13 protein-coding genes and 1 riboswitch are annotated in these 14,927 nt (G+C 46.5%); of the genes, 4 read left to right on the top strand and 9 right to left on the bottom strand.

The window, feature by feature from the left end; genetic code table 11:
- Positions 1-3: 3 nt before the first annotated feature.
- The 5 genes from NV381_RS09155 to NV381_RS09135 all read right to left on the bottom strand — a co-directional run bounded on the left by NV381_RS09155 (position 4) and on the right by NV381_RS09135 (position 5,582).
- Positions 4-654: a precorrin-8X methylmutase gene (locus NV381_RS09155; protein WP_258212970.1), complete on the bottom strand. Its 651-nt coding sequence runs from the start codon at positions 652-654 to the stop codon at positions 4-6.
- A gap of 3 nt (positions 655-657) precedes the next feature.
- Positions 658-1,431 carry a precorrin-6A reductase gene (gene cobK / locus NV381_RS09150; protein ID WP_258212969.1) on the bottom strand — a complete coding sequence of 258 codons (774 nt, stop codon included), beginning with the start codon at positions 1,429-1,431 and terminating at the stop codon, positions 658-660.
- Between the two features lie 64 nt (positions 1,432-1,495).
- Positions 1,496-2,683 carry a sirohydrochlorin chelatase gene (locus tag NV381_RS09145; RefSeq protein ID WP_258212968.1) on the bottom strand — a complete coding sequence of 396 codons (1,188 nt, stop codon included), beginning with the start codon at positions 2,681-2,683 and terminating at the stop codon, positions 1,496-1,498.
- Between the two features lie 34 nt (positions 2,684-2,717).
- Complete coding sequence (gene cobJ, locus NV381_RS09140) at positions 2,718-4,646, bottom strand: precorrin-3B C(17)-methyltransferase (RefSeq protein ID WP_258212967.1); 1,929 nt, start codon at positions 4,644-4,646, stop codon at positions 2,718-2,720.
- A gap of 410 nt (positions 4,647-5,056) precedes the next feature.
- Positions 5,057-5,287, bottom strand: a riboswitch (cobalamin riboswitch).
- Positions 5,288-5,402: 115 nt separating this feature from the next.
- Entirely contained in the window at positions 5,403-5,582 is a 180-nt protein-coding gene (locus NV381_RS09135) for a hypothetical protein (protein ID WP_258212966.1), read from the bottom strand.
- 443 nt (positions 5,583-6,025) lie between these two features.
- Here NV381_RS09135 and NV381_RS09130 point away from each other — a divergent pair, with 443 nt between their 5' ends.
- The 3 genes from NV381_RS09130 (at position 6,026) to NV381_RS09120 (ending at position 8,494) form a co-directional block, all read left to right on the top strand.
- Positions 6,026-6,394 carry a helix-turn-helix domain-containing protein gene (locus tag NV381_RS09130; protein ID WP_258212965.1) on the top strand — a complete coding sequence of 123 codons (369 nt, stop codon included), beginning with the start codon at positions 6,026-6,028 and terminating at the stop codon, positions 6,392-6,394.
- 237 nt (positions 6,395-6,631) lie between these two features.
- The gene (locus NV381_RS09125; RefSeq protein ID WP_258212964.1) at positions 6,632-6,829 is read left to right on the top strand and encodes a hypothetical protein; all 198 of its coding nucleotides are present in this window, start codon (positions 6,632-6,634) and stop codon (positions 6,827-6,829) included.
- 84 nt (positions 6,830-6,913) lie between these two features.
- Positions 6,914-8,494, top strand: a complete 1,581-nt coding sequence (locus NV381_RS09120; RefSeq protein ID WP_258212963.1) for a glycoside hydrolase family 26 protein — start codon at positions 6,914-6,916, stop codon at positions 8,492-8,494.
- A 60-nt stretch (positions 8,495-8,554) separates the two neighbouring features.
- On the opposite strand, the gene NV381_RS09115 is transcribed toward NV381_RS09120, so the two are convergent.
- Entirely contained in the window at positions 8,555-8,896 is a 342-nt protein-coding gene (locus tag NV381_RS09115; RefSeq protein WP_258212962.1) for a hypothetical protein, read from the bottom strand.
- Between the two features lie 217 nt (positions 8,897-9,113).
- Between NV381_RS09115 and NV381_RS09110 the strand changes: the two genes are divergently transcribed.
- Positions 9,114-9,983, top strand: coding sequence for an AraC family transcriptional regulator (locus NV381_RS09110; RefSeq protein ID WP_258212961.1), 870 nt, complete (start codon positions 9,114-9,116; stop codon positions 9,981-9,983).
- 157 nt (positions 9,984-10,140) lie between these two features.
- On the opposite strand, the gene NV381_RS09105 is transcribed toward NV381_RS09110, so the two are convergent.
- The 3 genes from NV381_RS09105 to NV381_RS09095 form a co-directional block, all read right to left on the bottom strand.
- Positions 10,141-10,455 (bottom strand): DUF2325 domain-containing protein, encoded by a 315-nt coding sequence (locus NV381_RS09105; RefSeq protein ID WP_258212960.1) that lies wholly within the window; start codon positions 10,453-10,455, stop codon positions 10,141-10,143.
- Between the two features lie 261 nt (positions 10,456-10,716).
- On the bottom strand, positions 10,717-12,645 hold the full coding sequence (locus tag NV381_RS09100) for a hypothetical protein (RefSeq protein WP_258212959.1): 1,929 nt from the start codon (positions 12,643-12,645) through the stop codon (positions 10,717-10,719).
- Positions 12,646-13,947: 1,302 nt separating this feature from the next.
- Complete coding sequence (locus NV381_RS09095) at positions 13,948-14,724, bottom strand: hypothetical protein (protein WP_258212958.1); 777 nt, start codon at positions 14,722-14,724, stop codon at positions 13,948-13,950.
- Positions 14,725-14,927 lie beyond the last annotated feature (203 nt).

Raw genomic sequence — 14,927 nt, 5'->3', positions numbered from 1 at the left:
AGTTTACCCTAACCGTTCCGCCATTAAGGAAATCGCATTGACCGTTGCAACGGCAACCGGACTGCCACCTTTACGTCCGATATTCGTAATAAACGGAATGTCCAGCTTAGCCAGTTCTTCCTTCGACTCCGCTGCAGATACGAATCCAACGGGAACGCCGATCACCAGGCCAGGCTTAGCAGCGCCTACCTTAACTAAGCGGATTAACTCCAGCAGCGCTGTCGGTGCGTTGCCGATTGCATAAATAGCGCCGTCGGATTCAAGAATCGCTTTGCGTATCGAAATGATAGCTCGCGTCGTATTCAGGCGTTTAGCTTCTTCCATTACATCAGGGTCAGATATATACACCTTAACGTCCCCGCCAAACTTGGCTAAACGCGGCTTGCTAATACCTACCTGTACCATTTGTACGTCTGCTACAATGGGTTTTCCAGCTCGAACCGCTTGAATCCCCGCTTGAATAGCATCTCTATGGAAAACGAGACTGCGCCCCAGATCAAAATCTGCGGATGCATGAATAACCCGCTGAACGACAGGGTACTGCTCCTCTGTGAAAGGATGCTCGCCCAATTCGTCCGTAATCATACGGAAGCTTTCCTCCTCAATCTCTTGCGGTTGAACCGTCAATGGCTTAAACTCCGTACCAAAATCCATATATTACGCCTCCTGTAGAAGTTCGTTTAATTTATTTACTACACTGTCGAAATCGCCAAAGTGCAAACCGTACTCCACTGACGGGCGCCCAATAATGATAGATTCAATCCCCAGCTCAAGTGCCGACTCCAGCTTTTCATCCACCGCGCCGACCTTTCCGCTTTCCTTTGTTATCATCAATGTCACATTGTAATGTGAGTAAAGCGCCTTATTCAGCTCCTTGGAAAAAGGCCCCTGCATTGCTACTATATTTTTTTGCTCAAGTCCGAGCTCTTCACATTTCTCCATATTATCCCTGCGCGGAAGCATCCGCGCAACCAACGTCGTGTCCGGCAGACCGAGCAGTCGCTTGGCAAAAATATGCAGCGTCTTGCTACCCGTTGTCAGCATAACAACGCCTTTACGCGCTGCTGCCTGCTCTGCCGCTTGCTCATAATCATCTACGAATGTAATGAGCGGATGCCCTTCAATCGTCAAACGGTCGCGCTCATAGCGGATGTACGGCACTCCTGCTTCTTGAGCTGCGGCTATTGCATTTTTGGACGCTTCTTCGGCAAATGGATGCGTTGCGTCAACGATGGTACGGATTCCCTTCTCCCGTACCAATGCAGCAATAGCTTCGGCAGCCAGACGTCCGATGAGAACCGGCAAGCCTGCTTCCTCCATCGATTTGGCAGCACTGTCAGTTACTACAGTAGTCAGCAAAGTATAGCCTGCCTGATGAATGCGCAACGCCAACTCGCGGGCATCACTAGTTCCGGCCATAACCAGTATCATGAAAGTCCCTCCTTGCGATTATTTAAGTACAGATGCAGTTTTATCGCTTTTAAACAGCGTATTATTACTTTGATTTATTATTACTGGAGTCATGTGCGTGAACATGCTCATGTTTGTGATCATGATCGTGGTTGTGGTTGTGCTCGTGACTGTGATTATGACCATGCTCGTGACTGTGCTCGTGATCATGACCGTGCTCGTGACTGTGCTCGTGATCATGACCGTGCTCGTGACTATGATCATGCTTGTGATCATGACCGTGCTCGTGCTTGTGGTCGTGATCATGACTGTGGTCGTGATCGTGATCATGACTGTGCTCGTGACTGTGCTCGTGACCGTGGTGGTCGTGACTGTGATCATGACTGTGGTCGTGACTATGATCATGACCATGATCGTGGTGATGGTCATCGTCATGATGATGGTGATGATCGATATGCTCCATCGCTGCCAATCGATATTGGCACATGTCACAGTTCATTTTGGACTCACCCTGGACAGCTTCAAGCGCTCTCTCCTGCAAAATATTTTTCAATGTCGGATGAAAGCCGAAATAATCAGCCAGTGCAAATTCGAGCTCAGGATAACGCTCCGAGTACTGCTCTAACATGTTCTCCATCCTTTTAATTAATACACCTGTGAATAAGAAATAAGGTAAAATAATAACTCTGCGCGCCCCCAGCTTCAAGCATCGCTCTACACCTTCATCCATTAAAGGAGCCGTTACCCCGATAAATGCCGTTTCAACCCATTTTACCTTTAATTTTTCCCAAAATAGTCGGGAGATTTTAAACAAATCACTGTTTGCATCAGCGTCACTGCTGCCCCGGCCAACTACAAGTACAGCTGTTTCCTCAAGACCTTGCTCCTGATTAAGCCCAAGTTCGTTCAAAGGACCTACAGATTCAAGTCTGGAAGTGAGGATATCTAGCACCTGCTGATGGACTCCAATGGGTCTGCCATATGTAAATTCAATAGCCGGGTAACGCAATTTAGCATCGTCTATCGCCGCAGGAATATGGATTTTGGCATGCCCCGCAGAAAATAATGTGATAGGGACAACCGCTATCCTTGACGCTCCTTGTCTGACGCATTTATCTATTCCTTGCATAATAGTTGGAGATTCAAACTCCAGGAAACAAGTCTCCACCATCAAATTCTCAAGTCCTTCAGCCACTGATCTTACAAAAACACGGATTTCCTCGTTCCCCTCCGCATCCTTGCTTCCATGTCCCACAAATAATACCGCGTTCATCCGCAAACTCCTCCCGTGTTACTGCATGCTAGCTTTAATCCCCACAAATCGCATTTTCTATTGTAAAAGCAGGCATATCCTGATGACGGTAGCCTTCAAGTTCCTTCGCTCGTTTAAAAAATTTATGGAATCGTTCGTTGGGATGTCCTTCTTTAATAAACCGATGTACAATACGCTCAATTGTCTCCACCAAACGGTCAGGATCAATTCCTTCCGCTACAGGTTGCGCAGGATGTACATTACGGCCTACGGTTTTGCCCCCCAGGAACAAGTCGAACTTCCCTTTGCGATATACGATGCCGATATCTTCATTCACAGCCCCATAGCACGCCATTCCGCAGCCATTCAACCCGATCCGCAGCTCCTTGGGCACTTTCATGCCACCGAGCTTTTGCTGCAGTGATTCTGCATATGGTATAGCCTCGCCCTTCTCTCCATTGCAAAAATCACAAGCTTTAATTTGCGCCACATCTCCGATTGGAGCCAAGAGAAACCCTTCGCCGCGCAGTCTTGCCGTAATTTCCTCAGGATTTTCCGTAGGTATACGCAAAATCATTTGATGATGCGGGGTATATTCCATCGACCCCTTCTCACCTACAACATCAGCCAATGTAATCATCTGCTTGGCTGTAAACTTCTTGTCGGCTACGCCCGGGCTAACCGCCAGCTCAAAAATCGACTGCTGCCGGAATAATCCGGCCAACGCAGCAGCTCCCCCAGCCGCAGCTTCAACGCTGCTGTCCACGGCTTCGCCCTTGCCGCGCGCCGCAAGTTGCAGCGCCTCCAGCGCCAGCAGCAGCGGCGTTGCAGCTGCTGAACCGCTTCCGCGTCCAGGCACCGCCTCGCGCTCTGCCCCTACCGCTAGCGTACCGCCTGCGCTACCGAGCGTGGCCTCACGCTCCGCAGCAGCCACCGCTACCGCACCGCTTCCGCGTCCAGGCGCTGCCTCGGGCTCAGCGCTTACCGCTAGCGTACCGCCCCCGCCACCAGGCGTGACCTCACGCCCCGCAGCAGCAGCCGCTACCGTACCGCTTCCGCGCTCCGGCGCTTTAACGACCGCCTCTGCCTCATCGGCATCGTCGTCCTCCTCAAAGGCCCAGTCCTCATCGCCGTCATCGACTGGCTCCGAATCCCACTGCTTCAGCGCCCAAGGCTCCGCCTCCTGCTGCAGCCGTTGATGCGGACGGAGCGGCTGTACATCCGCTCCCAAAGTATACTTGCGCTGGTATCCGCGCGGTGTAATCATCAATCCATCATACACTGTGGTAGAAGAGTTCCCGATGATAACCGTAGTGAGCATGCCGATATCATGATCAAGCATATCGCGCAAATTCGTCACCACTACATGCTCCCGCTCCCGGTAGGCGCTTTTCACAATCCCTACAGGTGTTTCCGGCGAACGGTACTTCAGCAAAATTCGCTGCGTCTCTACAATTTGCCGGGTACGCCTGCCGCTGCGCGGATTATACAAAGCAATTACGAAATCGGCCTGACCTGCGGCATCGACGCGTTTCGCAATAAGCTCCCATGGTGTCAAGTGATCGCTCAGACTAATGGTGCAGGCATCGTGCATGACAGGTGCTCCGAGCAATGAAGCAGAGGAGTTGATTGCTGAGATACCCGGAATAATCTCAACTTCAACGCCGCCCTCTCTACGCCAGCCTTGTTCCATCAACACCTCATACACAAGTCCGGCCATCCCGTACACACCTGCGTCACCACTGGAGATTACAGCAACCTTTTTCCCCGCTTCCGCCTGTCTTACCGCCTCTTGAGCACGGCTAACCTCTTCAGTCATCCCTGTACGGACAATCGCCTGATCGGTCAACAGCCCGCGAATCAGGTCCACATAGGTGTTATAGCCAATAATTACCTCGCTCTCCTGGAGCGCTTCACGAGCCCGTTTGGTAATATGCTCAAAGCTTCCCGGCCCGAAGCCGATAATAAGCAATTTTCCCGCCATCCAACACACATCCTTTCCTTAATTATATAATCATCTGGAACTGACAAGTCTTTTAAATTCACACCGGCAGCAAATCTTTATTTCTTTTAGAGGCGGTTCAATAAGTCCCCTTTTCTTCACGAAGTATCTCAGAAAGCTTGCATTCACCTTCGAAGTCCGGTGCTCATGTAGATACTGCCCAAACTCCGCTCTCCTTCTTCAGGTTCTTGCAAATTTCTTAATTTTAGATAAGCCCTCGGCACCTACGGACATCAGCTTGTAACGTTTTCAGAAACGACAAAAAAAGCATTTCCAACATATGTGTTAGAAATGCTTGGGCATCGCAGACCATAAAAAACACCAGACGATAACAGTGCCTTATTTACAAAAGGTAAGCGGATTTCTAACACCTCCCCAAATCCTCGTAGGTCAACAGTGTTTTCAAAGCAGGCAGGTCTCCTGACTTAGAACAGCATCCTCCGACTACCTTCCCGGATTATTGGCCCGATGGGCTCCAGTGGCAACATTATCGGAACATGTACCGACTCATCCGAATCGGTGTTCTTACAGTGGCGGGTCCGTGCCGGATTCTCACCGGCTTCCCTATTAAGCTGTAGAAGAAAAAACTGTCTACATACAGCACCTCTTTTAATAAAATATTGAGTTGTCCAGTGCAATCATATCATTCAAGACAAAGCTTTGTCTATAACACTATGAAGCTATGAGAGGACAACTCGCATTATGTATATTATTTGGCATGATGCAGCTGCTGGCAGCTCAGGCTTTCTGCCGGCGAAGCGAAGGCTCTGTTGAATTCCAGGCATCAGGGTATTGTAGTGAGAGCGGCTCTGTCTTGCTAGTATGATCCATGCGATTCCACTGCTCATATTTTTCAATTGGAATATTAAGCTGCTTCAGAATTAAGCGGATATCTAGACTCGTCTTTGTTCGTTCCATTGGCTTCTCCACTCTCCATCTTTGAATTACTTAATGATAAGAATCTTTTAGACACTATTATAACGAACGCACATAAAAAAAAGTGTCACTTGATGGGATTGGTTTAAACTTAATTGCTATTATTTTTGTCGAAACTATAACCTTTCACAAATACATATTTGTCCATCTCATCAGGAAAAAATCAGCCTAAATCATCATTTTTCCTTATGTACAGCCACTTCTTGCAGTTTGCTCAACAGTTCTATATAGAGTATTATTTTCCAAATCAAGTACCCATATCTCTCAAACATTCGGACCCTTCCGTAGTTTCGTCAAGCTTCCACAGAAGGGATAGTTAATATATCGACATAATTCCCCCATTACGTTTCCATGTTTATTGATTAGAATGCAAAAAGTAATGTATAATTAGTGATAAGATTACCTTATAGGTTAGGAGGTACAACGTGAACTTCGGTAATCGAATCGTCGAGCTTCGTAATGAAAAAAAGCTGACTCAGGAAGAACTAGCGCGCAAATTAGAAATTACCCGTGCCTCTCTTTCCCATTATGAAAATAACCGCAGAGAGCCCGACCATGAAACAACGCAAAAGCTGGCCAACTTCTTCAACGTATCTGTTGATTATTTATTGAGTCGAACCAAGGATCCCAAAGCGTCTGTGTACCTCGAAACCAGTGCTTTCACTGACAGTCTGGAGTTATCCGATCAGGAAATTTTGAAAAGATTCAATTTAACTATTGACGGTAAAGCATTAACTATAGAAGAAGCGCGACGTTTCATTGCATTTATTCGTGCGGAACGATCCATGGGTTAACTATCTTTTTACAAAACCAAACAAGAGGCTGTTCCTGCTAAAGGGATCAGCTTTTTTTCATTTGTCAGTTGCCTAACTTTTTTGAAAAATGATTGAAATTCAAGTCATTTCATGCGAGAATATATTGATACAAAAAGTATCATTATTCGTAAAAAACTAAGATTGTGCGCTCTAGAGATACATAAGGTATCATAATAAACCAATCAGATATTGCTCAAATGGGGGTCATATCAAGCGATGAAAAGGATCGGAAAGAGGGGGATTTTCATTCTCAGTAATAAAGATATCCAAACCTTTGTGAAACGGTTGGCATTTTCGGATGATCACCTATTAGAAGAGTTTACTCTCACACTGGATGGTCGCGAGCTAAGCCATGAGGATGCCAGAAAGTTCATAGCTTTTATTCGTGCAGAACGTTCTTCAAACAGAACCTGATTATTTCCTCATATTTCTGCATTCGCCGCTTATGTTATACGGTATAATGGTGAAGAAACTATCACCCGCCGGAGGAATGTACGAATGAGGAAAATCTCGCTGCTAGTTGCCTCTTTGTTTGCTGCTTATATTGTGTACATTGTACAGTCCCATCTAAATAAAGATTCGGTTCCATTGATTAGTCCACTGATTGAAGCCGAACCCATTGCGGTTAGTGCAGCTACCCAAACGTTAGCTTGGTGGGATCAACAACTGGCGGATACGGTGAGTAAAAACGAATGGCGTGCAGCGGCCGATTTGGTCAGCCGCAAAGCCGCTTATCATAGAAGCGTAAATGAGCTGGAGCAAGCCATTGCTGCTGATCAGCTAAGCAATCAATACTTGGCTCGCGATTCCTCCTCAGCAGCGTCGACTGCTTTCGAGCCAACTGCGGCTGAACTGCAGGCGGTTACGCTAGAGCCTTACGTTAGCGTCCCATCAGCAGCGTCCCCTACGCCTGCCAAATTCGAACCACAATCCGGTGTTTACTTAGGTATGCTCGGGGCAGATAAACGCGTTGCGTTTAATATGAACAACATTGAATCCGTCTATGGGCGCAAGCACGCGATTTACTTATCCTATGTTGGATGGAGGAAGGTTCAAACCAACCCTACCTCCTATTTCCCGGTAAAAACAGCTGAAACGGTAAAAGCATTGGGCGGCGCCTTACAAATAGGTTGGGAGCCTCGATATGGACTGGACGATGTGCAAGACGATGAATATGTGAGAACCTTCGCTCGAGAAGCCAAGGCATCCGGTATTCCAGTATTTCTTCGCTACGCTTCGGAAATGAATGGAGCTTGGGTGCCATGGCACGGTAATCCAAAGAAATACATTGAGAAATTCCGCCTCATCCATAAAATTATGAAAGAAGAAGCGCCGAATGTCGTTATGGTTTGGTCGCCAAATTTCATGCCTATGGACAATATCGATGACTATTATCCTGGTGACGAGTACGTTGATTGGATCGGCTACTCACTCTATGCAGTTGGAGGCCCTGGGGATACAGTGAATGACAAGAGCGGATTCCTTCAATCGTTTCAACCGCTAAGCGGCAAATTTCCCGGCAAACCTATTATGATCTCGGAAGGAGCCGTCTCGCATTATAATTTGACGACCAACCAAAGCTATGAGCGTTGGGCGGAAGGACAGCTTGGGGACCTCTATGGTTATTTAGCCCGGATGTACCCTCGGGTAAAAGCTATCACTTATTTTAACTTCGGCAAGGAACGTGCCATTCGCAGCAAGATGGATGCGGTTTACGATCTTGGAGAGAACCCTTTTGCGGACCTGCTCTACAGGCGATCCATCCAAGACGACCTATTCTTGAGCCACGTTGAAGAGGGTGCGCGTACCAATGAAAATGTGAACTACATTCCATGGTCCCAAGCTTCAAAGCTGCAGGGCAAGCATACGGTGTTTACCCATGTATCGATGCCTCAGAGCAAGCATCCGTTTGCCATCGCCTATTATCAGGACGGAAAGCAACTGGGCATAACGTACGAGCTGCCTTGGGAGATGGAGCTTGATTTTTCCAAGCTTGATCCATCCCAGCCGTTGGCTATCACCGCTTTTAACCGAAGCATGGAAAAGCTTGCGGAAGCGAGCATCCCCTTGCCCAAATAAACAAGCACAAAAAAACCTCTCATCCCGTGGAAAAAGCGGAAGGAGAGGTTTTTTCGATTATTATTTCCATAAACGCTTTTCAAAATAGCATTTGACGCATTCGAAGGCAAGCCATGCTGCAGCATCATTAATCATCCGCTTCGTCTGTTCCTGCTCCTTCTGAACCTTCTGTTCAAACTGGTTTTCAAACGTATCCCGTATATAATTACGTGTCTCCTTAACTAAGGCTACATAGGATGAATAGTCGAATAAATAATCATCTACCCTGTCGTGGCTTTGATTTAAAACCCAGGCCGATTTGCTATCGGGAATATGATAGGTTTCCTTCAATAAATCGTTAACTCCATCCAAAATACGAGTGTACTCAGCATCCGTTACTAAATCCTGTACCGTAGTCGTCATACGATCCGTCTCCTTTTGGATAATCACATCATTGTGAACGCAGCTCCCCCATACTGTCCTTTCACAACATGGTGCTAATGGAATGGATTACCGTTTCTGCCTGGAGCGGCGTTACTCATAGAATAACAAATTTCAATGGTGTACAGTTATATTTGATTGTGTCAAAATAGTACTGTGTTGCGATGTTTTTATATCATTGGGAGAGGATGCGGTTATTTTGCTGTTGGCGCAATTTCAGCTGGATAAAAACCCGTTTTATCTTCAATATAAAAATTACTGCGAGGAGTACATAGGGTTCTATCATTACCATCAAGGCATCGAATTGCTGATCGTTCATCGTGGCCGGGGCCATGCGGTATTAAATCAAAAGATGTATACCCTCGAAGCAGGCAGCATTCTGTGCCTTCAGCCGTTCCAGCTGCATAGGGTACATTTTGAAGTGAGCAAAGATTGTCCTTATGAACGCTCCGTGCTTAAATTTGAGCCTACCGTCTTGGTAGCTTATATAAAAATGTTCCCTGCCGTAAACCGATTTTTCGAGCATTTATGGAAAGGCACTCTTACTAATCAAGTGATTACCGCAGATGAATCCGACGAAGCATTTATTCTGCAAATTCTCAGTCACTTCTTCGACAAACACTTAAGCCAATCCGACACAGAGTATTACGAGGCTGCATCGCTGATGACCATACAAATATTAGACCGAATCCGCAGATTATGGCATGAAAATGCACTTACAGAAAACGCTCCCATCCGTTCTGAACGTCACTCCGAGAAAATCATGCAATGGATTGAAATGAATTATACGGCTCCTTTTGATCTCGATATATTGGCCAAAGAACTGCATTTATCCAAGCATCATGTCTCTCATCTATTCAGTTCCGAAACCGGCAGCAGTATCACCGATTACCTCATGTCGCGTCGGATCCGTCAGGCATGCTGGCTGTTAAACACAGAAACAACCCCAATTGAGCAAGTTGGAGTTAGTGTAGGTATTCCTAATTTTTCGTATTTTTGCAGATTGTTTAAAAAGATTACCGGATTTTCGCCTCTTCAATACCGTTCTCATTCTTTTATGCAGAAATAAGCGCTATTGTAGTAAATGAGGCAGCGCCTCAACAAGCATCCAGCATTCACATGTGTTGGAAGTCTATTCTATGTAATACCTATACCTCATGTCCAGACAGACCGTACAGCCCTATTCAGGGTATGGGACTACTGCTTGGACATGATTAGCGTGCCGTTTAGTGCTTGTTATTTTTAGCTAATTCGCATTCCATTGTGCAGGAGCATAAAGCTTTCTGAACCGAACACCAGGAGCGTTTGGCATAATAAATCGGAACATCCTGTTCCTTGGCTTGTTGTTTAATTACTTTAGTCAAATTGTGATTGATATAGTCGGTCAGCACCAGCACGGCATTGATCCGGTCGGGAATACCTTTACGAACCATCTGGCATTTACGTCCTGACATATGCATAACCTCATCAAAACCTATATTAGCTAATTGCTCTGGCATATTTCCTAAATGATCGGCCCCTACTACCAAAATCGCCGGCATGTACATTCCTCCTAAGGGTTTCGCTATATCGAAACCAGCATCGTAAGCAACTCCATGTTCCGCTTTAACGGAACCAGCATCATAAGCTAGTTATGACTGCTTGCAAATGTTCCTTACACTTTAAATGATAATGGTTATCATTATCATTGTCAAGAACTGCTTTTTATTATGTCCGAAATAATACAAAAAGCACCCTGCTCGTGGACGAGATTTAGACATAATCTCTCCCTACTGTAGAAGGATGCTCTTTTTTCAGTATGATTATTGGTCTGTCGGCTTATACATCAAATAAGGATACAGTAAAACCAAACCAATTAAATAGACTAGAAAGGCAAAATAGGCCGGTAGAAGATGGATGAAATCTGTATAGTTAATATGCCAATGAACACTGAAGCCTGCAATAAAGCCGGGCATGCCGCCGATCAAAAAAGCCCACCACAACCAGCGCCGGCCCTGGTTCACCCCCCATAGCGCCGCAGTTAATATAGATAAAGCACTGGCGAATAACGCTCCGCCGAAGCCAGCCCTATCATGTGCAATCAGAGGAAGCAGCCTTTCATTAATCGCTTGCAGCATTTCAGGTGAGGCGCATAAATAGGCCAGATCCTGCGGGACAAATACCTTCGTTATCCCAACGAGGGCAATAACTATACCTCCGATAGCCAGTGAGAAGCCCAGCACAACAAACATCAGCTGCCCCCATTGTGCTTGCTTCCAAAGCCGGTTATTCAATACATTCGGAGGATCATAGGAGGGCAGCTCCACATTTCTTCGCATTGACAGTATGAACATAGGCAGCAGAATAGCCGCAGCCAGTGCATGAAGCGGATCAAAGTAACCATACCCCAAATATAGAAAAAAACTGCTGAACCCGAACAAACAGGAGGTCATCAGCGCTGTTTTGGCCCAGTGAAGCCCCTTGCGAAGACCATGTCGGGATAACTGAAAGTACATGACACCAATGGATATCATCGTTCCGGCTAAAGTAACCCGATCATGAGACATGAATTGGAGCACGAATGGATTGGCTTCTTCCAGTGCGGAGACAGCCATGCCAAGAAAAGAAACATCGTAAGGAAGGACGACACTCGTTGCCGCTATAATCCAGGCCAGCAAGCCGCCGATTATCATACCGATTCCCAGCAGGCACATCCAACCCCAGTTGAACCAGAAGGATGGACTTTCAGGCGGCTGCGTATTTTTGATCTGCTCATAGATCACAGCTTCATTGATCCGTTTCGGAAGTCCCGGACCTGCATACACCAAGCCGCTGTGCAGCTGGACATAAGTAGCTCCCGCCTGTCTTAGGTCAAGCGCATCCTGCGGCTCATGAATACCTCCGGTTGCAATAACGGGCAGATGTTGACCCCATAATCGGCGTATGAGAGCCACCTTATCCATGCATAGCGGTTTACTCTCTTTTCCAGTCACATACCCTTCTATCGTTTTGCGCATGTCCCCAATGACGATCCCGCACCATCTATCTATGCGGAGCAAGCTCAGCAACATGTGCAGCTCTTCGTTGGGGTAATCGAGCGGGATATACAGAAGCATCGGCTTCGGGTCTGAAAGCGAATCGCCAAGCCTCAAAACCGCTTCTAAATATGTGGCGGTCTGTTCTGCCGCTCCATTCGTACAGCTGTGAAGCTCAATATAAAATGCGGAAGCATATGGCGAAAGCTTCTCCATAAGCAGCCGCTGCTCCTCCAGTGCTTCCTCTGGCAGCAATCCAGGCGCGCTTCTAATGCGAAACATTAGCGGAAGTGTATGTCCCTGATTCTTTCGCATCGCTTGTATAGTGGTGTCAAGCCCTTCATTAACGCTATCATCAGGGTAGAGGATCGCTTCCTTCTCCACATCACGCAGGATTTGTTGGTCTGAAACCGATAGTTGTATAGTAATCGGCCCAATCTCGATAAAACCGAAGCCGAACTGCGCTAATGCTCTATGTGCAGTTCCCCGAGTATCTAAGCCTCCTGATAGCCCTACAGGATATTTTAGCGTTATCCCCGACAGCTTTGTTTCCAAGAGAGGCTCGGTTTCCATATGTCCCAACGTCCGGATCACAAAGCTTCCGCTTGGAAGCCGACTTAGGGCACCCATTGCATTCAACGTGAAATCACGTGCCAGCTTGGATGGCAGTTGAAACAAGACAGGGCGAAATAATGTTTGATAGGACCAATCCGGCATGCTCAACACCTCAAAACGGTAAAATATTATTATAAAAGTTAACGAGTACAAACTTGATTATTCGCTGTACATTAACTTAATGGTATTCCACAGACAGCGTGGTTATCCTTTTTTTCCTGCTAAGGTTTAATCACGGCGGCGCCTTGCAATGGACCCATGAGTAGCTGGAAAACCTCCAGCTATTATAGTGCAAAGTCGGTCCAACGGGTCAAGTAACGGGAAAACCTCATGCTAATTTCATCACCCACGGCATTTTCACTCAATGACGCTGTATATAGATGGAGCTTTTCCTGTTAAGCTCCTTAATAGGGATATGAAACGGAGAATTAACTCCAGAAATTCCAGCTAACCATCACTACCGCTATCTCCCACGCTCGGTCAAACATAGTTTTCTACTCGAAACTATCGAGGAGATACATTCGTGTCTTAGCGGTGGTTTTTCTTGCAATATTAGAAAGGTGAGCCTCCGGTTCGAACTTATACTTTCTGGCTAATGTTATAAAATAAATCGCCAGGAAATTGACGGTCCTTTTATGTTTAAACCTCCTACGTGGGTGTGCTGGGGAGGAAACGGGTGTGGGTATCCGCGCGACCACTCTTGAAATTGTGTTCATTGGATTGGTAGGCTTGTAGCGGTAGGAACACGTATCTTTCCAACGTGCGCGGCTCCCGAGCGCGCGTTGTGGCGTTGCATGTGATCAGTCGAACCCCATAGGGCGGACACTCACGTTTCTCCACCCCATACCGATTCCCCCTCTTGTTCTACGCGGTGCGGCCTGCACCTTTTTTCTTACCTAATCGTTCTTCCATCCGGTATTCACAGCCCTACCCATCGTAGTATTCCATATGTACCTTCAAAGCTAAAGCTTTGGCGTGCCTTCATCCCCTTTAGTACAGCCAATCACTCGCTAGACGGAAGTGAGGTGCGCTATTTCATTGTTTTCACGTTATTATTCAAGCTAAAGGGAACTAGGATCTCTTATTTGTTGTAAATATGGCATTTCAGTCTATTAAAAGTCGGAATAACACATCGTAGTTCCGCTACTTCATGAAATGGGATGGGTTTTCAACCCATAGAGGATCGACGTTCCGTTAGTCAGCGGATTTCATGTTAGATGAACCCAAAGACATAGAAAATTTAAGGGGTAAGCTACGCTCACCCCAAAACATGCAAATTATTCAAAAAGACCATGCCCCCAAGGGCACGGCCTTCAACATGTGTTATTAAAGCGGAAGCATCTCAGGTCAAAAGAGCACGTAAACAATCAAACAAAATCGAGTTTCCCTCAAATCTCTACCTCTTCACCCCGCAACAGCGGACCTGTTCCATTGGAGCTTTCTACTTGCTAATAGACAGAGGGCAAAAACAAACAGAAGAATGGCTGCAATCCCACCCATATAAACAATCGCGCTGTTTCCTTGATTCGCTACTCCTATGGCAATAAACGCCCATACAGGTACTAGAACATAAGCAGGATCCGTGTAGAACCAGCCCACAGCAAGAGTAAGAATCGATGCCAAAAGTATTAAGAACACCGTCCACACCGTACCGGACATGCCGAACCCGTCCCATTGCGCCGCATAGAGAGCAGCTGCAGCATTAACTATGGCTGCAACAGAAATCCAGCCCAAATATATGCTGAATGGAACTTGTAGCAACCATAGAACCAACGGCTCCGACGACCATCCGAACGGTCTTGTACATAAATAGACGGCTATTAAGGAGACCACCAGGCCCAGCATCACAAATACAGAGGTAGTGATATATAAATAATGCCACACCAGAATCCAACTCACATTGAACAAACAGCTAACCGCAAACCACGGTCCGATACTTTTCACCTCTGCACGTTCCCTTAGCTTAGGCATCCATTGAACGATGACAAAACCGATTAGCAGAGCATAAATCAGCCCCCAAATCGAAAAGGCATAAGGCGCTGGTGTAATCTGTACGGGATACATAGCCGATATTTGCCCAGTAGTTAATCCGTTGATAGGCAACGCATCCGCAAGCCAATTCACCACAAGCACTCCGAGAAGTGAAAGCGTGTTCAATATGCGCAGCAAAGACTGTTTCATTAACAAAACCTCCCGTCCAAATATTGAATTAGTCCGTTAACATATGCAGTTGTTAGCAGTATATGCTTGTCCATATCGCACTATACTTGTCCTTGTAAATAATTCCTCACAAGGTACTATAACCCCATTCAGATGATAGCCAACCTATTGCGCGAATATATTCGTGTCATGGACTTAAATTAATTTAAATGCAAAACAACCGC

It is taken from the genome of Paenibacillus radicis (ex Xue et al. 2023) (assembly GCF_024722015.1).
In the GTDB taxonomy this organism is placed as follows: Bacteria; Bacillota; Bacilli; order Paenibacillales; family NBRC-103111; genus Paenibacillus_S.
The sequence above is the reverse complement of the archived record's forward strand: the minus strand, read 5'-3'. Positions and strand labels throughout refer to the sequence as shown.